At 62.7% G+C, this 25,040-nt stretch carries 25 protein-coding genes; 14 read left to right on the forward strand and 11 right to left on the reverse strand.

The window, feature by feature from the left end; translation table 11 throughout:
* Positions 1-74: 74 nt before the first annotated feature.
* The 7 genes from NZK81_RS15115 to NZK81_RS15145 all read left to right on the forward strand — a co-directional run bounded on the left by NZK81_RS15115 (position 75) and on the right by NZK81_RS15145 (position 7,439).
* Positions 75-701, forward strand: coding sequence for a conjugal transfer protein TraW (locus tag NZK81_RS15115; protein WP_013833520.1), 627 nt, complete (start codon positions 75-77; stop codon positions 699-701).
* Positions 698-1,714: a TraU family protein gene (locus tag NZK81_RS15120; protein WP_013833519.1), complete on the forward strand. Its 1,017-nt coding sequence runs from the start codon at positions 698-700 to the stop codon at positions 1,712-1,714. The genes NZK81_RS15115 and NZK81_RS15120 overlap by 4 nt, the downstream gene beginning before the upstream one ends.
* 412 nt (positions 1,715-2,126) lie before the next feature.
* Positions 2,127-3,992 carry a hypothetical protein gene (locus NZK81_RS15125; RefSeq protein ID WP_013833518.1) on the forward strand — a complete coding sequence of 622 codons (1,866 nt, stop codon included), beginning with the start codon at positions 2,127-2,129 and terminating at the stop codon, positions 3,990-3,992.
* Positions 3,989-5,074 (forward strand): conjugal transfer protein TraN, encoded by a 1,086-nt coding sequence (gene traN, locus NZK81_RS15130; protein ID WP_013833517.1) that lies wholly within the window; start codon positions 3,989-3,991, stop codon positions 5,072-5,074. Before NZK81_RS15125 ends, traN begins: the two co-directional genes overlap by 4 nt.
* On the forward strand, positions 5,046-5,951 hold the full coding sequence (locus NZK81_RS15135) for a type-F conjugative transfer system pilin assembly protein TrbC (RefSeq protein WP_041558979.1): 906 nt from the start codon (positions 5,046-5,048) through the stop codon (positions 5,949-5,951). Before traN ends, NZK81_RS15135 begins: the two co-directional genes overlap by 29 nt.
* Positions 5,923-6,519: a S26 family signal peptidase gene (locus NZK81_RS15140; protein ID WP_013833515.1), complete on the forward strand. Its 597-nt coding sequence runs from the start codon at positions 5,923-5,925 to the stop codon at positions 6,517-6,519. Before NZK81_RS15135 ends, NZK81_RS15140 begins: the two co-directional genes overlap by 29 nt.
* A gap of 5 nt (positions 6,520-6,524) precedes the next feature.
* Entirely contained in the window at positions 6,525-7,439 is a 915-nt protein-coding gene (locus NZK81_RS15145) for a conjugal transfer protein TraF (protein ID WP_369799501.1), read from the forward strand.
* Between the two features lie 41 nt (positions 7,440-7,480).
* On the opposite strand, the gene NZK81_RS15150 is transcribed toward NZK81_RS15145, so the two are convergent.
* Together NZK81_RS15150 and NZK81_RS15155 are read right to left on the reverse strand one after the other, a co-directional pair.
* Positions 7,481-7,879, reverse strand: coding sequence for a type II toxin-antitoxin system VapC family toxin (locus tag NZK81_RS15150; protein WP_013833513.1), 399 nt, complete (start codon positions 7,877-7,879; stop codon positions 7,481-7,483).
* On the reverse strand, positions 7,876-8,127 hold the full coding sequence (locus tag NZK81_RS15155) for an AbrB/MazE/SpoVT family DNA-binding domain-containing protein (RefSeq protein WP_013833512.1): 252 nt from the start codon (positions 8,125-8,127) through the stop codon (positions 7,876-7,878). Before NZK81_RS15155 ends, NZK81_RS15150 begins: the two co-directional genes overlap by 4 nt.
* A gap of 136 nt (positions 8,128-8,263) precedes the next feature.
* Here NZK81_RS15155 and NZK81_RS15160 point away from each other — a divergent pair, with 136 nt between their 5' ends.
* The 3 genes from NZK81_RS15160 (at position 8,264) to NZK81_RS15170 (ending at position 14,005) form a co-directional block, all read left to right on the forward strand.
* Complete coding sequence (locus NZK81_RS15160) at positions 8,264-8,752, forward strand: hypothetical protein (protein ID WP_369799482.1); 489 nt, start codon at positions 8,264-8,266, stop codon at positions 8,750-8,752.
* A 61-nt stretch (positions 8,753-8,813) separates the two neighbouring features.
* Positions 8,814-10,250: a conjugal transfer protein TraH gene (locus NZK81_RS15165; protein WP_013833510.1), complete on the forward strand. Its 1,437-nt coding sequence runs from the start codon at positions 8,814-8,816 to the stop codon at positions 10,248-10,250.
* A 14-nt stretch (positions 10,251-10,264) separates the two neighbouring features.
* Positions 10,265-14,005: a conjugal transfer protein TraG N-terminal domain-containing protein gene (locus NZK81_RS15170; RefSeq protein WP_013833509.1), complete on the forward strand. Its 3,741-nt coding sequence runs from the start codon at positions 10,265-10,267 to the stop codon at positions 14,003-14,005.
* Positions 14,006-14,009: 4 nt separating this feature from the next.
* Here NZK81_RS15170 and NZK81_RS15175 read toward each other — a convergent pair whose 3' ends face one another.
* From NZK81_RS15175 to NZK81_RS15210, 8 genes are all read right to left on the reverse strand, one after another.
* Positions 14,010-14,531, reverse strand: coding sequence for a hypothetical protein (locus NZK81_RS15175; protein WP_051010072.1), 522 nt, complete (start codon positions 14,529-14,531; stop codon positions 14,010-14,012).
* 128 nt (positions 14,532-14,659) lie between these two features.
* On the reverse strand, positions 14,660-15,085 hold the full coding sequence (locus NZK81_RS15180; protein WP_232512440.1) for an ion channel: 426 nt from the start codon (positions 15,083-15,085) through the stop codon (positions 14,660-14,662).
* Positions 15,082-16,470, reverse strand: a complete 1,389-nt coding sequence (locus tag NZK81_RS15185) for an APC family permease (RefSeq protein WP_013833506.1) — start codon at positions 16,468-16,470, stop codon at positions 15,082-15,084. The genes NZK81_RS15180 and NZK81_RS15185 overlap by 4 nt, the downstream gene beginning before the upstream one ends.
* Positions 16,471-16,597: 127 nt before the next feature.
* A complete protein-coding gene (locus tag NZK81_RS15190; RefSeq protein WP_041558978.1) occupies positions 16,598-17,638 on the reverse strand; it encodes a copper resistance protein B in 1,041 nt (346 codons plus the stop codon).
* On the reverse strand, positions 17,635-19,416 hold the full coding sequence (locus NZK81_RS15195; RefSeq protein ID WP_013833504.1) for a copper resistance system multicopper oxidase: 1,782 nt from the start codon (positions 19,414-19,416) through the stop codon (positions 17,635-17,637). The genes NZK81_RS15190 and NZK81_RS15195 overlap by 4 nt, the downstream gene beginning before the upstream one ends.
* Positions 19,417-19,472: 56 nt before the next feature.
* Positions 19,473-20,033: an RNA polymerase sigma factor gene (locus tag NZK81_RS15200; RefSeq protein ID WP_013833503.1), complete on the reverse strand. Its 561-nt coding sequence runs from the start codon at positions 20,031-20,033 to the stop codon at positions 19,473-19,475.
* A gap of 6 nt (positions 20,034-20,039) precedes the next feature.
* Entirely contained in the window at positions 20,040-20,483 is a 444-nt protein-coding gene (locus NZK81_RS15205; RefSeq protein WP_013833502.1) for a Spy/CpxP family protein refolding chaperone, read from the reverse strand.
* Positions 20,480-20,761, reverse strand: coding sequence for a hypothetical protein (locus NZK81_RS15210; RefSeq protein ID WP_041558977.1), 282 nt, complete (start codon positions 20,759-20,761; stop codon positions 20,480-20,482). Before NZK81_RS15210 ends, NZK81_RS15205 begins: the two co-directional genes overlap by 4 nt.
* Positions 20,762-20,948: 187 nt before the next feature.
* Here NZK81_RS15210 and NZK81_RS15215 point away from each other — a divergent pair, with 187 nt between their 5' ends.
* The 4 genes from NZK81_RS15215 (at position 20,949) to copD (ending at position 23,707) form a co-directional block, all read left to right on the forward strand.
* The gene (locus tag NZK81_RS15215) at positions 20,949-21,653 is read left to right on the forward strand and encodes a class I SAM-dependent methyltransferase (RefSeq protein ID WP_013833501.1); all 705 of its coding nucleotides are present in this window, start codon (positions 20,949-20,951) and stop codon (positions 21,651-21,653) included.
* A complete protein-coding gene (locus NZK81_RS15220; protein WP_041558976.1) occupies positions 21,650-22,117 on the forward strand; it encodes a DUF411 domain-containing protein in 468 nt (155 codons plus the stop codon). The genes NZK81_RS15215 and NZK81_RS15220 overlap by 4 nt, the downstream gene beginning before the upstream one ends.
* 266 nt (positions 22,118-22,383) lie before the next feature.
* Positions 22,384-22,767 carry a copper homeostasis periplasmic binding protein CopC gene (gene copC / locus NZK81_RS15225; protein ID WP_013833499.1) on the forward strand — a complete coding sequence of 128 codons (384 nt, stop codon included), beginning with the start codon at positions 22,384-22,386 and terminating at the stop codon, positions 22,765-22,767.
* A 13-nt stretch (positions 22,768-22,780) separates the two neighbouring features.
* Positions 22,781-23,707 carry a copper homeostasis membrane protein CopD gene (gene copD / locus NZK81_RS15230; protein WP_260046962.1) on the forward strand — a complete coding sequence of 309 codons (927 nt, stop codon included), beginning with the start codon at positions 22,781-22,783 and terminating at the stop codon, positions 23,705-23,707.
* Between the two features lie 12 nt (positions 23,708-23,719).
* Here copD and NZK81_RS15235 read toward each other — a convergent pair whose 3' ends face one another.
* Entirely contained in the window at positions 23,720-25,003 is a 1,284-nt protein-coding gene (locus NZK81_RS15235) for a type II restriction endonuclease (protein ID WP_260046963.1), read from the reverse strand.
* Positions 25,004-25,040 lie beyond the last annotated feature (37 nt).

Here is a 25,040-nt window from a genome sequence, read left to right on the forward strand (position 1 = left end):
TTCCAGCTCGGAACCCGCGCGAACCGCAGCAGGGCTGGGGCGTGGTCAAGTTCCAGTCGGCCACGGTCGCGCTAATGCTCGCGGCTTCCATCATCGCTGCCGCCAGCGCACGTGCCGCGACATCGACGATCGGGCGGACCTGGCCGATCGCCGAGCCCGACGCACTCGCCGAAATCGAGGCACGCACGGCAAAGCTCCCGCCCGATATGCGCGAGAGATTTGGGCCGCGCTCGTCCTGGTCGGCAATGAAGGCGGCGAGCCTGGCGCCCGCAACCCGGAACCAGACCCGCAGCGTCGTACCCTTCTACACGCTCGACACCGATATCCGCCTGCCGACGGGCGACCTGCTCTACCCCAAGGGCTACAGCTTCAATCCGCTCGAATATGTGAAGCTTCCGCAGCGGCTCGTCGTGGTCCATCCGCGCGATCTCGGCTGGGCCCTGAAGACCGCACGGTTGACCGACTTCATCCTGCTCGCGGCGGGCGGAGCGCATGACGACGACGCCATCACGCTTTCCGAGCGGACCGGCCGCGCGATCTATATCCTCGAACCCCGGATCAAGGAGCGGCTTGGCCTGACGGTAGCGCCGGTGATCATCACCCAGGTCGGCACGAGGCTCGAACTCACCGAAGTCCGTCTCGAGAGCACCGCGCGCGGCGCACCGAATATTTCCCAACCCGTTCGGAGGCCCGCGCCATGACCCGATCATGCAGGAAATCCTGGATCGCCGCCGCCTCGCTACTGCTGGCAGGTCTTGGTGTCAGTGCACCGGCGCACGCCTCCTCCTGTCCCACGGGCACAGTATTCAATCCGATCACCAAGGTACGCTGGAACTGCATTTTCCCGATCACCATCGGCGGTGTGCGGATCGGCAGTTTCGACAAGCTCTCGAAGGAATTGGACGCGCAGTCCTCGTCCAAACCCTTGTGCGCCTGCCGCAAAGGCGCGACATTCTGGTTCGGGGTCAAGGTCAGCTTCTGGTCGCCCAACCGGATGGTCGACGTCGTCACTGAGCCCGGCTGCATGATGGCTTTGGGCGCCGATCTGATGCCGACCCACGGCAAGCTCCAGGGTTCGCAAAGTTCGATCTCGGACGGAACGAACACCCGCAAGATGTTCGCGCAGATGCATTATTACATCTCGCCGGTCTGGAAGATGCTCGACATGTTCACGGACCTTCCCTGCCTAGAGGATGACGGGTTCGATGTCGCCCTCATCACCGAGGTGCTGCCGACCTGGCAATCGGGGATCTTGGGCGCGATCATCCAGCCCGAGGGCATATTGTTCGGCAATCCCGCCGCAGGGCTTGCCTGCATGGCCGACAGCGCGGCCGCCGCCGCGGGCAAGGTCATCGATCCCTTGTTCTGGTGCATGGGATCCTGGGGCGCGACCTATCCCATCGCCGGCGATATTCATTTCGACGATTCGGTCGAAGCCTGGGCCGGGCTCGCCGCACGCGGCACCTTCATGATGGGCAGGCTCGGCGCGCTCACCATTTCGTCGAGCGACGGCTGCTCGTTCATTCCGCAGCCGATCTGGACCAAGTCGCGCTACAAGCTCCAGATCATGGAGCCGGTCAAGGGCGGCAAATGCGTCAATATTGGCCGGCCCGGAGCACTGTGGTCTTCGGCCAAGCATGCGCCGGGCAAAGACAATGCCCAGTTCATGCTCTTCGAAAAGGTGATCTGCTGCGCCGGGGTCGCCGTGCCATGAGCTGCCCCGCCCTCACTTTTGTTCGCAAACGTCTCGCGCAAGCCCCGGAATTGCCGTGGTCTGCCCGCCACAGCCAGCAAGGCTGCCAGGGCGCGCGCGAGGCGGGAGCGGCGCCGCCAGCCCCCCATGGCGCCGCTCCAACCCCGGCCAGCACGGTCGTCGATGTGTCACCGCGAGCGTTTCCCCTCTCAGACGCTCGGACACCCATCACGGCCGTGCTGGCCACCTTCGAAGGCGAGGCATTGTTCCATGTGCTCGGCGCTGGCGAGGCCGACTTCAAGACGGGCGACCTGTTCCGCCTGCGCAGGGGATCGCGCCTACGTGCGTCCCGGAGTGCGGGATCTTGAAGAGACCAGCTTTCATCCTCGCAGGCGCGGCGCTGCTCCTGCCTGCGCTAGTGCATGCGCAGACCATGGAGGACCGAGCGCGTGCCGCCGCCGATGCTTCGCGCGCCAAAAGCGGCGACAGCGATACGCTGCTCAAGAACTATGTGACCCCGGGGATGAGCGGACAGCCGGTTTCGACGGTCGACGGCAGCAAAAGCTTCACCCCGACGCTCGCCTGCCAGAAGACCGCGAACCTGCTGGAAGTGCTGATCCAGCCTTCGGCGACCGGTGATATCTCCCTCGTCCGGATTTCGCGCGACAAGAATCTCGACGGCACCTTCGACAGCAGTTTGACGCTCCCCGTGCCGGTCTCGGGAATCTGCGCCAACGGCGTGATTTCCTGCAGTCCCGGCACCTGGAACCAGTGCCGCTCGCTGCGCTGGGATCTGGACGCGGCGAAGGAATTGAAGCTGACCCAGGTCGACATGGCCGAGCTCTCGGCCTGCTATTGCGTGAACGACAGCTGCGGCAGCAATCTCGTGCTGACCAATCTCGCTTCTGTGCTGAAGGACTTGGGCGGTGGCATGGTCGGGGCGCTCACCACGGCCGATCCCCGCATCGGCGTCGCCGAAGCGCGGATCAACGGCCCGGTGATCGACTATGTTGGCGCGCAGACCACAGCCTGCACCTCCAGTCCCGCGATCGGCCAGACCGCCTACCGCGCCAACCCGGCGGCGATCCAGGGCGACGCCTTTGCCCTCTCCTCGGCCAATCCCGTGTTTCAGGTCCTGGCAGCCTCGCCCGCCGGCGCCGGCAAGGCGCAGCAGCTCCGCGCCTGCACGGTAACCCGCGAGGTGACGCTGAACCATGTCACGATCGACGACGTCATTTCGCGCAGGTCGGGCGGCTATGCGACGATTGCCGACCCTTCGGGCATGGTCGATTTCCTGATGGGCTCGCCCGGCAAGAACAATCTCTACGGCGGCCGCTGTGGCTTTTTCGACTACAGGATGACGCTCCATATCGAAGATCCCGACCGGCTGAAGTCGGTGACCCTGCCGCTGTTCTTCGCCGATGACTGGGCGCAGATCCGGGTCGACGGCAATCTCGTCGGCTACGGTCCTGGCGCCTGGACCGGCAGCGGCTATCCACCGGGAAGCTGCGAGCAGAACCACACCACCTACTATTGGCCGAATACCGATCTCAAACCCTGGCTCACCAGGGGCGATCACGAGATCTGGCTGCATGTGGCGGTGGGCAACCGGGGCGAAGCCTATGCGCGGGTTCACGCCGAGGTCGATACGAGTTGCAAGACGGCCGAACGGATCGTCGATCTGTGCGCGGGCTATGCCACCGATCCCAAATGCCATCTGTCGGCAGAACAGGTCGATGGTATCGAAACTTTCCGTAACGGTGTCGCGACCGGGCTCAAACCGCTGCCGCAGACGCGCCTCTTCGGCGATGCGACCTGCACGCTGCAACTGACCCGGGACTTCTTCGAACGCGACCGGACCTATGCCTGCATGACTGACAGCGCGGCGCTCCCCGAACCGGACCTGAGTCGCGGCGCCTATATCATCGACCATTCGACCGAGACGCTACTCGCCGACCGGACCAAAGCGGCGGACGGTACCGTGACCACCTCAACGCGCGCCTTCTCGCTGCCACCGCAGGCTGCAGTGCCGACATGCGAGGCGATATGCAAAACGCGCGCACCCAAGGCCAATACCGCCGCCGCGCCCGCCGGCGTAGTGGGAAGCCGGCAAAACACGCCCACCGGCTACGATACCTTCTATCATAGCTGCGATGCCGCCAACGTCTGCCCGGCGGGCCCCGGCGAGGAGATCGTGTCGGCCTGTGGTTGTCTCGACGACTTTCCCGAAGCCGTGGTGATGATGCAGACCGTCCGCCTCGCCGGCGCCGACATGACTTGCACGAGTGCAACCCCATGAAGCGCTTGACCTTTACCCTTGCCCTGTTTTTGGGCACCGCTGCCATCAGCATTACGCCTGCCCATGCCGAGCAGATCTGCGCGGCCGACCTCAACGGCAACGGCGATGCCGCCGATCCCGGCGAGACCGCAAGCTGCACCGAGACCCAAAGCGGGACCTGGCAATGTCCCCTCCAGCAGGTGGCCTGCACCGTTACAGGACCCGGCGCCTATGCCTGCCCCCTGGGTACGCAATATCCGTGCGAGGCACCGGCCTCGGGCGGCGCGCCGACCTGCGCGCCCAATGCCTGCCAGGACACAAACGTGAACCCGATCGTCGAGGAACCTCCGATGGGTGATCCCGGCGTGCCGGCCGATGGTAGCGTCGATGCCAATGGCAATTGCACCGCCAATATCGAGATTTTTGCGGGGCGCGCGATGCGCTGCCGGCCGCCGGGGCTTTTCACGACCTTCAGCAACTGCTGCAAGGACAAGGGCAAGATCGTCAAGGACGGCATGGGTTCGGCGATCGGCTCGCTCGGGACCAAGATCGCGGTGGCCAAGGGCGTTCTGACCGGGATGAAGGCGGCCTATACCGCTTATCTGGCCGGCGCGACGGCGAGCGAAGCGGCAAGCGCCGGCGCCAATGCGATGATCGTCGGGATTGATCCGACCTCGATCGCGATCAGTCTTGCCATAAATTTCATGATCGAGGTGCTGCTCCAGGGCTGCGACCAAGAAGACATGGAAACCGGCATGCTACGCGGCTCGGGCATGTGCCACGAAGTCGGCAGCTACTGCACCGCGAAGTTTCTGGGTATCTGCCTTCAGAAGGCCAAGGGGCACTGCTGCTTCAACACCAAGCTCGGCCGCATTATCCAGGAGCAGGGGCGGCCACAGCTCAAGAGCTTCAACGCGGTCGGCTGGGGCACGCCCAAGGCGCCCTATTGCCGCGGCTTCACGCCCGAAGAGTTCCAGGCCCTGGATTTCTCCAGAATGGACCTTTCCGAATATTATTCGGACATCGAGGCCCGCACGCAAGGCCAGATCCAGATCGACATGAAGGATAGGATTGATGCCTATATGCAAACCGTCGGGCAATAGCGCCCGGGCGGGTGAACGACTGCTCGCGCCCACCCTGCTGCTCGCGGTGGTGCTGGGAAACCCTCTCCCCGCCGCCGCGCAGGAATCGGCATCGACGACGCCAGCCAGCGGACGGGCCAAGGCCCAGCAGCAGGGCGATGCCGCGATGGAGCGGCTGAAGGAAGCAGTCGCGCTGCAGAAGGCGAATACCGCCTCGGCCCCCCCCACACTTCCCGCACTGCCTGAGGCGGAACGCCGCCGCGCCTTCGACGGGCTGCACGCCCGCGCACCATCGCCCGCCATGGAAGCCCGCGCGCGCGCCGCGCTCGAGGCGGGCAAGGATGCCCTTGCCGCCCAGCGGGAGGCGATGGCGAAACGCCTGCGCCAGGCGCTCGGCTTGGACGCCCCCGACATGGAAGTCGTGGCCAAGACCGCCGCGCCCGATGGGACGCACAGCTGGGTGCCGCTGCTGTTCGTCTCGTCCTCGATGCCGATCGCGGAGCTTCGGACCTATGCTAGGCAGCTCGAGAAGGTCGGCGGGGTCATGGCGTTTCGCGGGATGCCCGGCGGTCTCTCCAGGGTCGGGCCGATGGCGAAGCTCTCCGCCGAAATCCTGCGGCTCGATCCCGGCTGCGAGGGCCCGGCTTGCGCGATGCGGGGTGTCCAGCTGATCGTCGATCCGCGGGCGTTCCGCCAGCACGGCGTCAATACGGTGCCGGCTCTGGCGATGATCCCGGGCGATCCGACCCAGCCCTATTGCGAACGCGACGAGAGCAGTCCGCAGGCCACTCATGTGGTTTACGGCGACGCCGCGCTCTCCGGAATGCTCGAGGAATATGCCCGTCTGGGCGGGAAAGTGGAGGTGCGCGATGCTCAGGCTCGCCTGGAACGCCGTTAGGGCCGCTTGGGGCCAGGTCAAGCTGCTGCCCTTGCGCGCCGCCGTCGCGCTCGGGAGCTCGGGGCTTGGAAGCCCGCCCCGCCCCGCCCAGCTATGGAAAGCCTATGGCATCGTGCTCCCGATCGGTTTCGCTGCCGCGTGGGCGATACCGCAGGTGACCTGGGTGATGAGCCCCTCGATCGATGCGGTCGCGGTTCGGACAAGCCCCGGGCCGATCCGCAAGGGCGACTATGTCATGTTCATGCTCTCGCATCCGCTCGCTGGGCCAAAGCCGGTCAATGTCACCAAGCAGGCGCTCTGTATGCCGGGCGAGCGGATCGTCATGATCGAAAAACCTTCGATGACGCCGGGAGCCTGGGATGGGTATTATTTCTGCAACGGGCGCCTGTTGGGCGTGTCCAAACCTTTCGGCCGCAACGGGCAGAAGCTCGTCCATTGGCAGCCGAAGCAAGACACGATCCCGCCAGGGTTCATCTTCGTAGGCTCGCATCATCCCGACGGCTTCGACAGCCGCTATTACGGCCCGGTCGCGATTGGCCGTCTCACCCGCATGGAGAAGATCCTGTGAGTACGATCAGGCGCCTGTGCGCTACGATCGCAATGCTACCCGCACTCTTCGCCGGCGCCGCTTCGGTCGAGGCGCAGGCGAGCCAGGGAATGAGCGAGCCCGCCAAGCAGGGCTATTGGTGGTACGCGCCACCAACCAGGCCGGAAGAGCCCGCTGCCCCCGATCCCGATGCGCTGATCAAGCCAGTGATTCCTCCGATGGGCGAGCTCGCAACATGGACCCCGCCCAGAATCCACAAGCTGATCGAGCAGCAGCGCGACTATGCCGCAACGGTACTTACCGTCGATGCCGTCGCCGACTTCTGGCGGCTTGAGGATTTTGCTCGGAGGAAAGCGCGCGCTTTCGCGGGACTGACGCAGATCGCGATGCTCCAGCATCCCGAACTCAATTCCAAATCGGCCAATCCGATGGTCGGCGATGCGCGTTCTGAGCTTGCCGCGTGGAAGGACCAGGTGCGCCGCTCGTATCTGCGCGCCCACTCGAACGAATTCGCGCTGGTCATGTTCTCGCGCGCGACCTGCGGCTATTGCCGGGTCGAGTGGCCGATCGTGCAGCGTTTCCAGGACGAGATGGGTTGGCAGGTCACGCTGATGGACATCGATAAACGCCCCGATCTCGGCCAGCGCTTCGGGGTCGAGGTGACGCCCACCACGATGATCATCCGCCGAGGCAGCAAACAGCGCATGGTCATCGCCGCCGGGGTCGAGACCTACCCCAATCTCGCGCAGATGGCCTATCAGGCCGTAAAGCTCCTCACCGGCGACATCCGCCCCGAGCAGTTCATGACCGGCGCCGGCGAAGAGGACGGTTTTTTCGACGCGCTCGCCAACGGCCCGGTAGGAGCCGGTGATCCGCGCACGCGTAGCAGCGACATGCTCGGCGGCGATCTCGTTGAAACGGGCGAGGAGCGGCGGCCATGACAGCAATCCCTACCCGCAAAATCTCAGAGACGACGACGCCGCTATTGTGGCAGCAAGACCTTTGTGCCCCCCTTCTTGAGCAAGGCAACTGCTTTCTGGTCGAAAGAGACGAAGGTTTCGCCGCCAAGCCACTGGCCGCCATGAGCAATAACACCGTCGGCGAAGTCACCACCGACATCCAGTATCGCGAGTCCGGCATCGACCGCCTGCCTGTCGATGGCAACATTGTCGGCGTCAAGCAGCAAACGGATGGCTGCAGCAACGTCCGCGTTCCCGAACTTGTAGACTGTACGAAGCACCCAGCAGAGTTCGCACAGTGCCGGCAACGTCACGGCGACCAAACCAGCAGTCGTGACGAGTTTGCGCGCCAGCGGCCCCTGAATGGGATCATCCTCAGTGACGGCGCGAACGAGAATGTTTGTGTCGGCGGTAATCTTCACGGCAACCCAGCCCAACCCCTGGCGATGGCGTCGTTCATCTCCTCGATGGAAACCGGTTTTTGCCCCTCCCGCTTGAGAAAGCCGCAGAAGTCGGAAATCTTGCCCTTCGCAGGTACAGGGGTCAGTTTGATCCCACCTCCAGGCAATTTGTCGATTTCCAGCTTCGAGCCCGGATGGGCACCCAGATGCTGCAGCAGATCCTTCCGAAGCGTGATCTGGCCTTTGGCTGTAACAGTGAGACTGGTCATTGGCAGCTTCCTTTTGTTCCGACACAATGTAAGGATATATAACCTTACCGTCAAGGCGAGCTCAATAGCCGCGGCTTCGCTTTGTTTCACCGCTGCCACGATCGCAATTGCGCGTCCCGTCACGCCTGACGACGCGATGCGCGCGGCCATCCATCCTGTTGCCGACAGCACGGACATGCAGGCGTGGCTCGCGCGCGTGCCAGTCACCCCCGACTTTCCGCCCGATTTTGCCGTGACGCTGCGCGGTGAGGCGCCGGCCTTCGTCATCGAGATGAGCACGACGCCGGGATGTCTGCCTTGCGCCGACCTCTGGACCAAGCTCGCCGTGCTGCGAAGCCGTTATGGCTGGCAGATCCGCACGATCTCTGGCGAGGAGGCAATGCTGCGTTCGGGCCGGCTCGGCTTGCCCTGGGTCGGTCATCCGGTCGCATGGGTACGTCCGGTCAATGACCCGAACCGCACCGTGCCCATTGCGATCGGCACCGATCACGCGGTCAACCTCGCGCGCAATGCCTATCTGGCTGCGAAAATGCTGACCGGCGTTCGCGTCGATGTCGGCGTACGCGCCTTGTCCAAGTTTACAGGTATCGTCGGTTTGGCCCGGCGTCCTGCATCCATCCGCTGAAGGAACCGATCATGGCGGGCCGGTCCCTCTCCCCTGTTGATTGTCCGAAAGGAAGCCCGCCATGGTCAGGTTCAGCATATTCCCATCGATCCGGCGCCTGAGCGTCTCCGCACTTGCCCTGCTTGCTGCCTGCACTGCGACCGCGCCCGCCCATGCCCAGAGCTGGGCAGAGAGCTGGTTTGACAATGTGACCTACACCTCACCCGGCAGTTTCGAGGACCAGGCGCGCGGCTATGTGACCGCGGGCGGCATGTCGGGCCGTGTCGACGTTCACAACGATTACCTGATGTCGCTCACCTTGCCCAAGGTGAAAGCCGGTTGCGGCGGGATCGACATGTTCCTGGGCGGCATGTCGTTCCTCGACCCCGACTATCTCGTCCAGAAGCTGGAAAGCATCCTCCAGGCCGCGCCCGCGGTCGCCTTCCAGTATCTGCTTGAAACCCTCGACGAGAAGATGGGCAACATCATCTCGAAGATGGAAGCGGCGACCAATTTCCTCAATTCGATCCAGGTAAACGACTGCCGCCTCGCCAACCGCATGGTCCAGATCGCCAAGGGCGACGACAATATGTCCGGGATTATCGAGGAGATGACCGGTTACAAGTCGGTCAGGGAAGGTTTTGCCAAGAGCTATCAGCAATCCCGCGAGAAAATCCAGGCAAACCAGAACAACCCGACCGAGGATTTGAAGGACGCGCTCGTCAATTGCCCGGCCGAAGTCACCGACATCTTCCGTACCGGCTCGCTCCTCGCCCATGCCGCGTCTCGGGTTGGCGCCGGCGAATGGGCGAGCGTCATGCGCGCCAGGGTCGGCGATGTCTATATGCGCTGGGATCCGGCGGACAAGGTGCCATTGTTCTCGGCGATCCCCGCCTGTCCGCACCAGGATAACGAAAGCCCCGACGATTTTCTGAGCGGCAAGGTCCAGCGCCGCGCGCTCAATATTCCGGCGACCGGCGCCGACTGCTCGACCGACACCGGCAAGGGTGCGCTCGAGCTTGCCCGGACAAGGATGCAGTCGATCACCACCAAGATCCGCACACGCGCAGCGCTTACCGCAGAGGAAAAGCAATTCGTCGCCAATGTCCGCACGCTCCCCGTCTATCGCATGCTCGAATGGGGCGTGCGCCAGGGCGTGCCGGACTCGGTGATTGCCGACACCGATGAACTGGTGGCGCTGACGCTGGCCTATCAGATGCTCAACGATCTGACGCGTTCGATCGACTTCGCGGTTTTCAATGCCGAGCGCGGCGTCAGCACCGCGGGCGCGGCGGACGCGGCCGATACCAATGTCTGTCAGACCCGCATCCTCTCCAAGGGCATCGAGCAGCTGCGCGACCTGCGCGAGGAAGTGCTGCGCCAGCGCGCGCAGATGCGCCAGAGCTATATCGCGGCCCTCAATTCCGCCAATCTCTCTGCGAACTATGCCGGGCTCTTGCGCCAGCGCGACCGCGACGCGCGTGACGCCAGCGGCACCGCCGCGGCCCCCAACCGTTGAGGGGGAAGACCGTCATGCGCCTGGCCTTCCGCGCCCTTCCCGCCCTGCTGCTGGCTTTCGCCGCGACACCCGCCCTGGCGGTCGATACCAGCTTCTATACCTATGACGGCTTCGGCGAGACGGTGGACGCATTCCGCATGGTCTCCCTGATCTTCGCCGACCCGCGCTACGAGACGCTGGTGATGATCATCGCGGTGGCCGGCATCGCACTTGGTGCGGTGATCGCCAGCGTGCGCGGCTCCGGCATGGGGCTCGTCGCCTTCGGCTTCCAGATCCTCGTCGGGGTCGGCCTCTTCGTCGGGCTCGTCTCGACCACGGGCACGGTCCATGTCTACGACAAGGTCCGAAACGCCTATCAGCCGGTCGGCGGGGTGCCCAATCTTCTCGTGCTGGTCGCCGGCGTCACCAATCTCATGGAACGCTCGCTCGCCGAGGCGATCGACGACAATACGATCGATCCGGGCGCCAAGCTGGAATTCGGCGCGGGCGGACACAGCTTCGACTTGTTCCTGAACGCCGTCTCGCCGCGCGGCCCGATGACCGACAGTTTCCTGGACGCGACGATCAAGGACTATGTGCGGCAATGCTATCCCGTCGCGCGGGTCTCGCCCGCCTATGGCGTGGACGACGACCAGTTGTTCCGGACCACCACCGACCTGCCCGCTTCCTTCGCGGCGATGGCGGGCCCCGCTACCTTCAGCACCGTCTACACCGCAGCCGACAAGGGCGGCACCACCGTCAGTTGCCAGGAGGCCTGGGACAATATCCGGTCGCGCCTCGCCGAGCCCACGCTGTTCGATGGCTACACGACACAGGTCTGCCAGCGCACAGGCTATGACGTTACCAATCCGTCCCAACTCGCGCGCTGCCGCTCACACCTTGGCGAGATGGGCCAGATCATGATGGGAACGCCGCTCTCACTGCAGACGTTCATGACCGATATATTGCTCGGAAACACGGTTGGCGACGTGCTGTTCGAGGACAGCCCGGCCTCGGCGGCGCGGGTCATGGCAAACCGGGCGATCGTCTCCAACGGACTTGCCACCATGTCGGTCGCCAACGAATGGCTGCCGACGATCCGCGCGACCGTGTTCGGCATCATGCTGTTCATGGTGCCGATCGCGCTGCTGTTCATCCTCACCCCGATCAACTTGCGCGTCGCGAGCTTCGCGCTGGGACTCTTCGTCTTCGTCGCGCTCTGGGGCGTCATCGATGCCGGCATCTACCAGCTGACGCTGGGTCGGGCGATGGACGTGCTCGCCGAGATGCGCTCGAACGCGGTGGCGGCCAATGCCTGGATGCTTGCACCCTCCTCGGCGATGAAGGCGCTGGCGATCTTCGGAACCTTCCGCACGGCAGCCGCCGGCCTCGCCGGCGCCTTCGTCTTCACCGTGTTCCGCTTTTCGGGCAATGTCTTCACCAGCTTCACCGGCAGCGCGCTGCAGGCGCAGGGGCTCGGCACCGCCGCCGCCGCGCCGCTCGCCACGCGCGAGGGCTACGCCTCCGCGCTGGAATCGCAGGCTTCCGCCGCGGGTACGATGGCAAGGCGTAGCGCGGCATCGAGCTTCGGCGACTTTGGCGAGCGCGCGACCTTCGGTGCCAACCGCGCATTCGGGGCAGCTTCTGGCGTACTCGGCGAACAAGGCGGCGGTGTACCGGGCGTTCCGGCCTTCGGCATGGGCGGGATCGATGCCGCGCGCGAGCTCGGCGGGCTTGCCCCTGTGCTCAATGGCAAAGATTTGAGCGATCCAACTGTCGCGCGCGCCGTGCGCGCCAATGCCATCACGGCGGCGATCCACAATTTTGCCGAAAGGGATGCCCTGCGTGGCTTGGGCACTGGCTATTTTGGTTCGGGTCAGGCCGGAGAGAAGGCCTTTGCCTCTTTCGCGCAGAACATGGTGCAGTGGAAAGCGTTCGGCGACGAGCGCGCCTATGCGATGATGTTCCAGGGCGCCGCGCGGCACTTTGAGCGCGGCGGCTATTCGAAGGCGGATGCCGAGCTGAAGGCGTCGGGGGTGATCGGTGACGCTGGCGCCGATCCGACCTTCGCCAAGCTCATCGCCAACACTTACGATCAGGAGCAGATGCTCAGGAACGACCTCACCGGGGCTGAGGTCCAGGTCGGAGCGATGGAAGGGCGCCGAGACTATGCCGGGGACCGTGTTTCCGAGACCGAGCGGCGCAATGTCGCAACCGAACAGGCCTGGCGCACGGGCGGTAATGAGGGGCAGCGCAGTGCAGCCGGTATGCTCGGTTTGTCACTCGACGAGACAAGCCGGCGCACCTCGTTCATCAATGCACTCTCGGGCGAGGCACGCTCGTCGGCCATTTCGCAGCTCTCCCGCTCGACAGGGCGCAACGAAGCACAGGTCGTGCGAGCCCTCGAAACCTACAATGCCGCGGTTCAGCTCGGCACCGCCGATGGCGCGACCGCCGAAGCAGGCCGCGAAGGCACCAGCATCTATGGCCGCACACGTGAGGCGGCGGGCTATGATTTTGCTGAGCGTACAGGCAAGCTTGACGCCCAGCGCGAGGCGGGAACCGGCGGCACGCGCAGCGCCGCGCGCATCGGCGAGGAGCGCCGCCAGTCGGAGAACTTCGGCTTTGCCGAGGGTGCGGCTGCGGCCGGGATTTCGACACGGGAAGCCGCGCGGCTTGACAGCTTCATCCAGGCGCTGAGCCGCACGGCCGGCAACCAGACCGACATGGCTGAAGGGGGAGCCGGTGGGATCGCCGATCGTGCGCGCAATGAGCGCATGACCCGCATTGTCGACAACGAGCGCTTGACCCGCATGCAGGGTCTGCTCCGCGAGCACGGCATTAATCTCACCAAGCGCCAGATCGCGATGGACCAGAATGGTGATCTCAATCTCAACGTCACCCCGGAAACCGCCGCGCAAATGTGGAAAGGTGGTCTCATCAACGAGAGTCAATTGGGCGCCGTCGCCAATGGCGGGTCAGCGCGGTTCAGCTTCGCTCACAACGATCTGCTGGTATCGAGCAGCACGGGTTTCCAGCGTTCGGCGCGGAGCGACACCAGCACGCGGTTCGAGGCGGGCAAGCAGGCCGGACCCGACACGATCGAGAGCTTCATGGGCGGTGGCAAGGAAGGCCAAGCCGCCATGGCGAATTGGCTGCGCGGCGGGTTCGAAATGGATCGGCGCGGCAACTGGCGATTGAAGCCTCAGGTCGCCGACACGCTGCAGCGCGATGTTCAGGCGATCATGGCGCAGACCGGGTGGACGCGAAATATCGCACGGCGCGCGGAAGACAGCACATCGATGGGAACGGATGCCGGTGCTTCAATATCTGCGTCTGCCAGTCGTGCCGCTCCCGCCAAGGCAAGGCCTAATGCAGGGAAGCAATCGGGCAGTTCTGTAGCCGGCGGGGCTGGGGTAAACTTGGGTTTTGAAAGCTCCGATCGCGGGACCACTTCGGAAACCGCCAACGCCAATATCGACATCGTGAACTACGACGTGCGTGAAGCGATTGCCGCAGCGGAGCGAGCGGCCTCGCGCTCCGACAGTCCGGCGGATGCGTTCTCGCGCGCGTTGAGTCGTCAAATTCTGGGACCGAGCGGACTGCGCAATCGCTATCTGGAACAGGCTGATTCAGGTCGTGGTACTGCAGACGTCACTGGACCGCTGACGTCAATCGAACAATCATCCGTTCTCAAGACCGGACGGTTCTCAGATGATTTGGCAAACGGTCCGTTTGACGGTGATCCGACCTTCAAGGAACGTCGCGACAAATAAGGGATCAGGGGGTGCCGTCGACGCGCCTCCAGTGAAGCGCTCCTGAGCGTGGATCAAGCGGGTCAGCATAGGGATCACGCATTCCGCCCACCGAGCGTTTCGGAAACATCTGCTCATGTGTCGGCTCGACAAATTCCCAATCGCTCCACTCAAACCTGGCCCTCGCGAAGCCGAGGCCAAGCACCATGAGCGCCAGCGGTGGGAAGAAGGCGACGTTCAGAAGACCGCCGAGCGCGCTGGAATAGAATTGGTCCAAAATGGAGGAATAGATCGAACCGGCTTTTCCCAGCCAATAGATGGCAATACCGGCCCACCAAAGTTTTGCGTACCAGGGGCGCCACAGCCAGACAGACGCGCGCGGGCGCTCGCTCGCATGCGCGACCATCTCAGCTTCAGTTTCGACCGGTTCGATAGGAGTGTCCACGATCGTATCCCTTCCGGCCGGAAAGCTAGCATATCCGCCGGAGATGGGGAAACGAGGATTTGACGTGTCGAGGTGGAATTGGTGTCCCATGATCTTGCTCACAACAGATACCATCCCCCTCCCTCCCCCCTTCAAATCCATTACCAGGACAATGGGTTCTAGTCCGTCGGCGCTGGATCCGAGGGGAGCGCGCATACCAAGGTTCTGTGAGGGCCCGATACGAGCAACTATCAGCCTGTTGCGGTGGCAGGCTTGTGAAGTGTTTCAAAAATAAATTGCGCTGTGCAGCTGATCAGCAGGAAACCGGTGAGGGACTCAATTCCCGCAAGAGCGCGAACGTGTCCGGTCGGATAGATGTCGCCAAGGCCAAGTGTCGTGATGTTGACCAACGAAAAATAAAAGAGATCCATCCAGTTCTCACCTGGCGTATGGACGAATCCGCCCAGCCCCAGACTGTGACTCCATTTGAAGCCAGCAGCGAATTCGAGAGCAATGAGCAGATGGCTCATAAGGACGATGAGATAGGCGGCACTGAATCTCAGTGGACGCACAGCGCTTCCGCCGTAGGTCATGCGCGCAAGAGCCAGCATACCGATGTGTAGCCAAATGGCTCCAAGAAACAGGAGAACCCCGATGACGATCGCAACAATCATCATTTCGGCCCTCGTTTTGCTGTTTGGTGCGAATGGGGGGCACGATCGTGCGCCGGGGAATGTCTTCCGCGCGAGAGAAACATAGCCTCTCCTGCGAATGCTGCGGCAATGCCCACGGCCGCATACGCAACGATCGCTGGATCGGTCTGCAGCTTGGCAATCGTGAACGCGATCAGCACGACGAAATCGGCGGCCAGTGCGGCAAGCAGGACCGTCGCCCTCGCACCGACCTCTCGGCGCAGGTGACGAAAAACGCCCCAATGAACCAACATGTCCATCACCAGGTAAAAGAAGGCACCGAGCGCGGCGATACGTGAGAGATCAAAGAGCACCGCAAGCGTTCCGGCCACTACGACCGTATAGATCAGGAGGTGACTGCGCAGGCTCCCGCTCATGCCGAAGTGGCTGTGCGGGATCATTTTCATTTCCGTCAGCATCGTGAGCATCCGTGACACGGCGAAAACACTGGCGATGACGCCGGACGTTGTCGCAGCCAATGCGATGGCGATGGTAAAATAGAATCCTATCCGGCCAAGTGCAGGCTCCGCAGCTGCGGCGAGCGAGTAATCGCGGGCATCGATGATGGCGTTGATACTCAGGCTCGATCCGACAGCGATGGCGACAAGCAGATAGGTCACCACGCAGATGCCGATCGCGATCATGATCGTGCGACCGACATTTCGATGCGGATCGACGATTTCTCCGCCGCTGTTGGTGATCGTCGTGAAGCCCTTGAAGGCAAGAATCGAAAACGCAACCGACGCCACGAAATCCACGGGGCCACCGGTCATCGCCTCGCCAGAAAATGCGCCGGAGGTGAGACCGCTCGCCCAGATCGCTGCCACGGCAAAGATGACGATCCCGCCAATCTTTATGATCGACATGACCAGGGAGAACGCACTGACGGAGCGATTACCCGATGCGTTTATCGCGTAGGCCAGGACAATCAGGCCGAGCGCCAGAAGGGACAGCAGTAACCCGCTACTCTCCATGTCGAAAGGACGCAATGCGTAGGTCGCGAAGGTCCGAGCCACGAGGCTTTCATTGATGACCATCGAAAGCGCCATAAGCAAAGATGCGGAAGCGGCGACGGTCCCGGGGCCATATGCCTTGTTCAGGATCATGGCGATGCCGCCCGAAGACGGCCAGGCGTTCGACATCTTGATGTAGCTGTAGGCCGCGAGCGCCGTTACAGCGGCGCCCACGATGAACGAGAGCGGAAAAAGCGGTCCGGCAAGCTGCGCGATCTGTCCGGTCAATGCGAAAATACCCGCGCCGATCATGACGCCGGTTCCCATCGCGACCGCGCCGCTCAGGGTGATGCTATTCTTGTCCGTAGCTTTGTTCGTGGCGTCCTTTTCCTGTGCCTGGAGATGATGGTTCTGCAACTATTCGCTCCTTCCGGGTGGCCTTGCGAACCAGCCCTTTGGCATCATCGCACGATCAGAATGCCGACTGTACCTGCCCTGGAGCCAATTTGTGCTCCAGGGCAGGTGCATATCGTATCGACTGCATTCAGAACCAGAACCGAACACCGGCCACGAAGTTGGTGACGCTCGGGTTCTCTCCCGCGGCGCGGGCATAATCGGCGCTGGTGCCGACCTTCCATTCCTGCGCGATGCCGATGTAGGGGGCAAACTCGCGTCTGAATTCGTAGCGCAGGCGCAGCCCTGCCTCAATACGATCGACACCACCTCCGATACCCAGTTCCGGAATGTCCTGAGCCGCAAGATTGATCTCCGCGCGGGGCTGCAGGATCAGTCGCTGGGTGATGCGCTGATCCAGTTCAGCCTGAACCCTGGCCGTGACATCGCCCTTATTTGAAACGAAAGCCGTGGCCTCGATGTCGAACAGGTAGGGCGCCAGGCCCTGCACGCCGATGGCGGCATAGGTTCGCGAAGGCCCCACAAGGTCCTGACGAACACCGGCCTGGAGATCCCACCGCGGCCCGATGGCGTGGCTCCACAGGGCCTGGACTTCGGCTCGCTCCGGCTTTTTGCCGAAATTGCCCTCGCCTTCGCTCTTGAACCAAAGCTTGTCGATATGGCCGCCATAGGCGCCCTGAACATCCCAGGTATAACCATCCTTGCCCTTGCGGGCACGGTACTCTGCGCGGTCGGCCATGAACCAGAAGACCGGCAATCCGCTCACTTCGCGAACTACGTGCGCCCGCGATGCCGCCATCACGTCGGCCCCGACATACTGGTCAGCCGCAAAGGCCGGACCGGAGAAGGCCTCAGGCGGCGGCGGTGACTGGGGGATATCATCGGAGGACACCGGGGCAGAATTGCCATGGCTCATGTCCATGTCGTGCCCCATCTGCATATGGTCCATCGTTCCGTGATCCATCGAGCCATTCATCATCGAATGATCCATGCCCCCGGGCATCTTCTTCGTGTCACTTGACGCGGGGGCGCTTGGCGTGCCGGCGCTGCTGTCTGATGGATCGGCAGGCTTCTGCGTGGATGCTTGCGGATGATGGCCGGCGTGATCCGCCTGATCCTGCGCGAAAGCGGGACTGGCGACCAGCAGCGGGAGAGCGAGAAGGTATTTCACAGCTCGGCTCCTTCCTGCAGCGGACGCACCGTCACGATCTGAAACATGCCCTGGTGCATGTGGTAGAAGAGGTGGCAGTGGAATGCCCAGTCACCCGGGGCATCGGCCGTCAGGTCAAAGGTCGCGCTGCCCCCCGGCTGAACATTGACCGTGTGCTTGCGCGGCTGATGATCGCCCGGCGCGCCGTTCACCAGCTCGAAGAAGTGGCCGTGCAAATGGATGGGATGGACCATCATCGTGTCATTGACGAGACGCACACGCACCCGTTCGTTGAAGGCAAAGCGTATAGGCTTGTCGGTAACGGCGTCGAACTTCTGGCCGTCGAAGGACCACATGTAGCGTTCCATGTTACCGGTCAGGTGGATTTCCTTGAGCCGCGTGGGCTTGCGCGGATCGGGATTGGGGCTGGCGGCGACAAGCTGCTTGTAGGTCAGGACCCGGTGATCGACATGATCGAGGCCGAGACCGGGAAAATCCATCCGGTCGACCGGGTTCATCGCCACCATACCGAGCCCCGGACCGACCTTCACGTCAGCAGGAAGTCGCGAAGTATCGCGCATGTTCATGCCTGACATCTTCATGCCGGAGCCCTTGCCGCCCTTGTCGCCCCCCATGTCCATTCCGGCCATGTCCATGCCGCTCATGTCCATGCCGGCCATGGCATCTCCGCCCATCGCCATGCCCATATCGGCCATGGTCAGGACCGGCGGCTTGCGCAGCGGTGGAACAGACGCGCGAGCTCCGGGGCGCGACGACAGCATCGCCACGCCCATGCCGGAGCGATCGATGGACTCGGCGACGAACGCGAACGCTTCTGCGTCCCTGGGCGTGATCAGCACATCGTAGGTCTCTGCAACGCCGATCTGGAATTCATCGGTCTCGACCGGATTCACATTCTGTCCGTCGGCTGCGACCACGGTCATCGGCAGGCCGGGAATGCGGATGTTGAAGAAGGTCATCGCGCTGCCGTTGATGATCCGCAGGCGTATGCGCTCGCCCGGCGTGAACGGCAGTTCGAGCCCATCCGCCGGGCCATGGCCGTTGATCAGATAGGTATAGGTCGAGCCGGTAACGTCCGCGATGTCGGTCGGGCTCATGCGCATCTTCGCCCACATCCGCCGCTGCGCGCCGTTCAGCGGATAGTCGTCGGTGGCGGTGGTCTGATGGTAATTGAAATAATCGGCCTGGGTCCGGAGCTTTTCCATGATCGTCATGGGCTGCATGGGCGACCAGTCGGACAGCATCAGCACATATTCCCGGTCCCAGGTGAAGGGATCGGGCTCAAGCGGATCGATCACGATCGGGCCGTAGTGCCCCATCGGCTCCTGCAGCGTATGGGCATGCCACCAATAGGTGCCAGCCTGGCGGATCGGGAATTCGTAGCGAAATGTCTCGCCGGGCTTCACCGCCGCCATGGTCACGCCCGGTACGCCGTCCATCAGGAACGGCACCAGCATGCCATGCCAGTGGATGGATGTGCCTTCGGAGCTGTCGTTGACGAGGTCGACGACAAGCTTCTGGCCTTCCTTGAGCCGCACCAGCGGCCCCGGCAGCGTGCCATTAACGGTAACCGCCGGCCCGTGGCGCTTGCCGGTCCGGAAGGCGGCGTCGGCAACGGTCATGGTGAGGTGCTCGCCAGACAGCACATCGCTGCCGCGCCGTGCCAGAGTGCCCCCCGCCGCGCCACGTGCCCAGGCCGGCATGGCATGCGCTACGCCGAGCGCTCCCAACGAGGCTGTGCCCGTGGCCAGAAATTTTCGTCGATTAAGTGTTGGCATAATGAAAACCCGTTGTTGGATGTCAATGGCTGGTACGAGGCAGGACGCACGACCCCTCAGATTATTTCAAACTTCTCGCGAAGAAAATTTCGTGCGCGGTATATGCGTGTTTCCACCGCCTTTCTGCTGATGCCGAGAATCTTTGCGGCTTCCTCGTGACTGCGCCCATCGAACACGACCAGGATGAATGGTTCCTTCAGTTTCGGCGGCAGACGCACTATTTCCCGCTGCAAGAATTCGAGGTTTTGACGGATTATCAGCCGTTCTTCCTGATGGGGGTCGGGATGAGCGATGGAATTCGCGTCATCTTCCGCTTCGAATCTCAGCAGGCGGGAAATACGGCGCCGTCGCATAATATCGCGACATTTGTTGATTGTGATTGTCGTAAGCCATGGCGCGACCGGTTTTGTTTGGTCGAAACGATACAGCGCCAGCCACGCTGAGGACAACGCATTCTGCACGGCATCTTCGGCGTCGGATTTTTCGCCAAGCATTCGCAGGGAAAGACCAAGGAGTCTTGAAGCATGATCTGCGACGAGCCTGTCAAATGCGCTGCGATCACCGGCTCTCGCCGCAACGATAAGCCGCCGGTCCTCGCTGTCGCAGTCCTCGAACACAACCGTCTAGCTCTTTGGATCACTGGTGAGAGCCTTGCTTACCTCGCGGTCGAACGCCTTCTGTTGCGCGGGATCGAGCAGGGCGCGCATATCAAAGACGTGTCGGACGGTCGCCTTCTGGAGATCTCCCATCCGTGCGTGGACCTCGTCGATCTCGGCAGCGACCTTGGGGCCGTAGCGCTGCTCCTCGCTCATTGCCTCGGCAAGGCCCGCATTGGCGGAGCGCAATGCAAGTTCGAGTTTACGATGCTCTATGGCAAAATTCCGCTCCAGCGCACCGAGGCGGACTTCCTGCGCGGATGTAAGGCGCAACTCCTTGTGCACGAAGTCGTGCATGCCGCGGGACGTATCCTCTTGGGCAAGCCAGCGGTTGGTCGCGAATGCACCAAGACTGCCGGCCGCTACCGCCAAAATCAGCAGCAGGACCGCGTAGAAGGGCGTGACCTTCATGGCGCGATGTGGAGAAGCGCAGAGGGAGCCAGATCGGCCCCGTCCACCAGCGTATAGCCGACAGGATGCGCTGGGCCAGGATATTGCGTTCCCATGCCTGCTCCGAGGCCGATCGCAAATATCAGCAGGCCCAATATGGTTCTGCGGCGATGTTCGCGCGCCTCAGTCATTTGCCCGATGCGCTGCCAAAGACTGTCGTGAAATTCCGGCCCCGCAACCATAACGGGCGCATCGGCCGCAAGCCTTCGCAGGAGCATATCCAGCGCTTCGTCGTCCATCGTTCGGCCTCCTTAATCATGGCTCCGGTTGTCTATACGCAGCGCGGCCCTGCAGCCCTCGAAATATTTTTGAGGGATCATACTTCCGCAGGCGTAAAGGCAATGAATCGAGCCGAGCCCCTCTCGTTCAGTGCCAACTTGGCGGAGAGATCGTGTTCCACTCCAATCATCGGGGACTCAAGCAGAGATGGAAGCTTCCAACACAGCGGCGAAGGCGGACCATGGCTACACGCCTCCTCTTGGTCACCACCTTCTGACACCGTTCTATGATCTGGCCATTCGCGTGTGCACGTCGGAATCTGCGTGGCGCGGCGCCATCATTCAGCACGCGCGATTGAAGAAGGGGGACAGATTGATCGATGTCGGCTGCGGCACAGGGAGCTTGTTGGCCGAGCTGACGCAGTCTTGCCCAGATGCCGACATGATCGGCATCGAACCCGACGCCCAGGCTCTGGCTCTTGCGAAAAGGAAGTTTTCAGGCGTCGCCAATGCGCCGCGCTGGCACAATGGCTTTCTGGACAGCTTGGTGCCGGAAGCAAACTGGCGCGCAGACAAGATCGTCAGCAGCCTTGTCTTCCATCAGGTCCCCTTGGTGAGCAAGAAGTCGCTACTCGACCAGATGATTGGCTTCCTTGCGCCGGGAGGTGAGTTGCTCATCGCCGATTATATGCGGCAGGACGGTCGGCTGATGCGCGCTCTGTATCGCAACAGTGTCCAGCGCCTGGACGGCATTACCGATACGCAGCCGAACGCAGACGGAGCTTTGGAGCAGTTGCTCCTGAGCCGATTTGACGACGCTCAATGCCTGGAACGCTTCAACACACTCACAGGCACCATTTCGCTCTGGCGCGCAAGGAAGATCCGACAGGACAATGAAAGGACCAGCCGATGATTGGCAATTTCTCCAGATCCATACGCGGAACGAGTGTATCCGGTCTGCTCATGCTCGGGCTGGCCGCGTGTTCGGCCGGAGCTCAGGCGGCCAGCTACACGATGTATCGCGATCCCCAATGCGGTTGCTGCGAAAAATGGGCGGCCCACATCCGCTCGGATATGAAAGCGAAGGTTTCGGTTGTGGACACGGCAGACATGACTTCGCTCAAGGACCGCAAGGGCGTCCCGCAGCAGCTTCGCTCATGTCATAGCATGGTTGTCGATGGCTACGTAATCGAAGGCCATGCGCCGGCGCGCGATATTGCCAGACTGCTCCGCGAAAAGCCTGCAGGTGTTCGCGGACTTGCCGTTCCCGGCATGCCGCTCGGCTCGCCCGGGATGGAAGTGGGTGGCCGCATCCAGCATTACGCAGTCATCGCCTTCGGCCCCGGCGGAACGAAGCTCTTTGCCAGCTACCCCTGAAGGCCCTTCAAATATTGCGAAACCGGTGGGGAGTTGGAACTTGCAGGTAAGGTATCGGTCTTTCCACGCCATCCAACGGATCCTGCGTGCGTCAATCGGGCGCATTCGTGCGAATGCGCGGCAGAACCTGTTACCTGTCAATATTCTAATGCCATTTTGTCGGACAAGGCGGCCTCAAGCCCGCAAACAAAAATTTTTGCCCCTCATGTGAGGGATTACCCCGCGACGCGCGTATCAATCGTCGTTGCCGCCAAATGGAGTATGCCATGACCCCCGTTCGCACATTGCTCGCCGCTTTTGGCCTCGCTACCGCACTCATCAGCGGAACCGCGGCCCAGGCCCATCCCAAGCTAGTCTCATCGACCCCCGCAGCCGATGCGACCGTGGAGAGGCCGGCGAGGATCGAGTTGCGCTTCAACGAAACGCTCGTGAACCAGTTCTCAGGCATCGACCTCGTCATGACCGACATGCCGGGTATGAAGATGCCTCCAATGAAGATTGCGGTCGATACCAGCGTGGGCGCCGACGGCAAGACGCTCGTCGCGGTTCCCAAAAGTGCTCTGCACACGGGCACCTACAAGCTCGACTGGCATGCCGTTACCGCGGACACCCATCGCGTAAATGGCACATTCAACTTCAAGGTGAAGTGAGCCTGTGCCTGACGTGGCCGCCGTCCTTATCAGGTTCGCGCTTTACATGGACCTGATGCTGCTCTTCGGTTTGCCGCTCTTCGCGCTTTACGGCCTGCGCGGCGTGGAACGGTCTCCCGAGGCCGCTCTCACGCTGCGCAGGCTGGTGGGTGGAATTGCCTTCATCGGTCTGCTCTTGTCGGGCCAGGCGATTGTATCGCTCACCGCTTCGATGAGCGGCGTGGCTCCTGGCGAAGTTGACAGCTCCGCACTGCGCCTGGTGATCGGTGGCACGAGCGTCGGGACGACATGGCTCGTCCGCATCGGCGCGCTGTTGCTTTTCCTGGTCATAGCCCTGAGCCCGCACGGATTGCGCACGGGCTGGATGTGGCTGCTGTCGCTGTTGGGAGCGGTGGCGCTTTCGAGCGTCGTCTGGACAGGGCACGGCGCGATGGACGAGGGATGGGTTGGTCTCATTCACCTCGGTGCCGACATTATTCATCTGCTAGCCGCGGGTGTGTGGGTGGCAGCGCTGCTGGCGCTCACCACGCTGTTATTCCGGCCGCATCGCCGCATGACCCAGGCTCATGTCGAATTCTCGCATCGCGCATTGGCAAGCTTTGCCGTGGTCGGAACCGTTGTCGTCGCGCTGCTGGTTCTGACGGGCGGCGTGAACAGCTGGCTTCTCGTCGGCCCGGAGCGCTTCGGTTCGCTGCTGGGATCGCTCTACGGCCAGCTCCTGCTGGTCAAGCTGTTGCTTTTCGGAGTCATGCTGGGACTCGCCGCCGCCAACCGCTTCTATATGACCCCTGTGCTCGAGGCGGCCATCGCCTGCGGCGATCACATTGGCGCGGTCAACGGGCTGCGCAAGACTCTCCTTACCGAAACCACCTGCGCGATCGTAATCCTCGGCTTGGTAGCATGGCTCGGCATGCTCGAGCCGCCGATATCCGGGATGTAGCCCCGTTCGCCCTCAGGGCAACCGATGCGCAATCGCCTTGATGGCCTTGAGGCCGGAGCCAAAGCGGGCGATCGCCTCGCGGTGCTGCTCGAGTTCGCCATAAGGGAGATAGGAGATATCGAGGTCGGCGACCCGGCTGAACGCCGGACGGCGTAGTTGGGCGCGGACATCGGCCTCGCGCGCGTCCGGCGCGACGAGAAACAGCCCGGCGGAGGCGTGAAGGTCTCCGCCGCTCAGCGCCAGGTCGAGCATGCGGACAATTCCTGAATAGATCGACGTCGAATGCTCCACTTCGAAAGCCGCGGTGACATTCGCATTGCCCCGTTCGAGCCAGAGGACGTCGATCAGACGGATGGAATCTCCGCCGGAGGCGGTTGCGACGGCATTGGGTAAATGATCGAGACAGCGTGTCCCAAGCGGCATGCCGTCGTGAAGCCGCCCCCGGTCGTTTGCGGCGATCCAGACATCATAGCCCAATGCATGACCAAGATCGCGCAGCCAGGCCTGGATCTCGGTGTGGCTGCGATCACTTTCGTTTTGGGCGATCGTCACCTTGTCGAGCTTTTGCGCCTGCGCTCGCGCCTCGTCGAGCCGGGCCAGCCAGTCGCCCGCCAGAGCCTGAGCATCGTCGGGAGGCGGCGGCGGATAGCGGCCGTAACCCACATCAAACAACAGCCCGCCGATCGCGCCCAGATCGTTCGAAAGCAGATTGCGGTAGCGGTCGTTGAGATCGAGGATGCCGGAGCGCATGGCAAGAAAATGCTCCCAGCTTCCAAGCTTCACATTGGCGCCGGAGAGCGCATTGTACCCCTTGACGATGGCCGTGTTGAACGGGGGAACCAGCGTCGGGTGCAGAAAGTAGAGCAGATTGGCCACCGCCGGACCCAGCCCCTTGATCTTCAACCGGTCGATAGCGTGGATGCCTGAGATGATCTCCTCCGCGTTGTCGCAGCAAGAGCAATGATGAAGCAGCCGCCCGAAGGCGCGCTGGTTGTCCGGATTTTCGTAAATGTCGGGGATCCGGAGCTTTGGCTTCCAGAGGAAGGCGTGATCGGCGCCCTTGAAGATCTGGCGCTGTTCGGCCACCGAATGCACAACCGTCTCGAGCGAGGATCCGCGGTAGGCGACACCAAAGCGGCCCGCCTCGATCTCTGCAACGACTTGTGCAATCCCGCGCCGGATCGAGCGAAAGTTCTTCAAGCGCTCGTCCCAGAGGAACCAGCTCCGGTAAGTTGCTCCCGGATCCTCGCGCCAGCGACCGATCAGTTCGCGGACCAGATCGCGCCTGGTGTTCATACAGATGGTCCCCCTTCGACTCGTCGTGCCTACGGCA

It is taken from the genome of Novosphingobium mangrovisedimenti (genome assembly GCF_025153475.1).
GTDB lineage: Bacteria > Pseudomonadota > Alphaproteobacteria > Sphingomonadales > Sphingomonadaceae > Novosphingobium > Novosphingobium mangrovi_A.

What these genes read in the sequence shown, in the direction of transcription:
- NZK81_RS15210 (WP_041558977.1), bottom strand. Translation starts at nt 20,761, where the DNA reads ATGGACGACGAAGCGCTGGATATGCTCCTGCGAAGGCTTGCGGCCGAT.
- NZK81_RS15140 (WP_013833515.1), top strand. Translation starts at nt 5,923, where the DNA reads ATGCTCAGGCTCGCCTGGAACGCCGTTAGGGCCGCTTGGGGCCAGGTC.
- NZK81_RS15160 (WP_369799482.1), top strand. Translation starts at nt 8,264, where the DNA reads ATGCGCGCGGCCATCCATCCTGTTGCCGACAGCACGGACATGCAGGCG.
- NZK81_RS15135 (WP_041558979.1), top strand. Translation starts at nt 5,046, where the DNA reads ATGCCTATATGCAAACCGTCGGGCAATAGCGCCCGGGCGGGTGAACGA.
- traN (WP_013833517.1), top strand. Translation starts at nt 3,989, where the DNA reads ATGAAGCGCTTGACCTTTACCCTTGCCCTGTTTTTGGGCACCGCTGCC.
- NZK81_RS15205 (WP_013833502.1), bottom strand. Translation starts at nt 20,483, where the DNA reads ATGAAGGTCACGCCCTTCTACGCGGTCCTGCTGCTGATTTTGGCGGTA.
- NZK81_RS15195 (WP_013833504.1), bottom strand. Translation starts at nt 19,416, where the DNA reads ATGCCAACACTTAATCGACGAAAATTTCTGGCCACGGGCACAGCCTCG.
- NZK81_RS15155 (WP_013833512.1), bottom strand. Translation starts at nt 8,127, where the DNA reads ATGACCAGTCTCACTGTTACAGCCAAAGGCCAGATCACGCTTCGGAAG.
- copC (WP_013833499.1), top strand. Translation starts at nt 22,384, where the DNA reads ATGACCCCCGTTCGCACATTGCTCGCCGCTTTTGGCCTCGCTACCGCA.
- NZK81_RS15215 (WP_013833501.1), top strand. Translation starts at nt 20,949, where the DNA reads ATGGAAGCTTCCAACACAGCGGCGAAGGCGGACCATGGCTACACGCCT.
- NZK81_RS15170 (WP_013833509.1), top strand. Translation starts at nt 10,265, where the DNA reads ATGCGCCTGGCCTTCCGCGCCCTTCCCGCCCTGCTGCTGGCTTTCGCC.
- NZK81_RS15120 (WP_013833519.1), top strand. Translation starts at nt 698, where the DNA reads ATGACCCGATCATGCAGGAAATCCTGGATCGCCGCCGCCTCGCTACTG.
- NZK81_RS15220 (WP_041558976.1), top strand. Translation starts at nt 21,650, where the DNA reads ATGATTGGCAATTTCTCCAGATCCATACGCGGAACGAGTGTATCCGGT.
- NZK81_RS15115 (WP_013833520.1), top strand. Translation starts at nt 75, where the DNA reads ATGCTCGCGGCTTCCATCATCGCTGCCGCCAGCGCACGTGCCGCGACA.
- NZK81_RS15235 (WP_260046963.1), bottom strand. Translation starts at nt 25,003, where the DNA reads ATGAACACCAGGCGCGATCTGGTCCGCGAACTGATCGGTCGCTGGCGC.
- NZK81_RS15180 (WP_232512440.1), bottom strand. Translation starts at nt 15,085, where the DNA reads ATGATGATTGTTGCGATCGTCATCGGGGTTCTCCTGTTTCTTGGAGCC.
- NZK81_RS15125 (WP_013833518.1), top strand. Translation starts at nt 2,127, where the DNA reads ATGGAGGACCGAGCGCGTGCCGCCGCCGATGCTTCGCGCGCCAAAAGC.
- NZK81_RS15165 (WP_013833510.1), top strand. Translation starts at nt 8,814, where the DNA reads ATGGTCAGGTTCAGCATATTCCCATCGATCCGGCGCCTGAGCGTCTCC.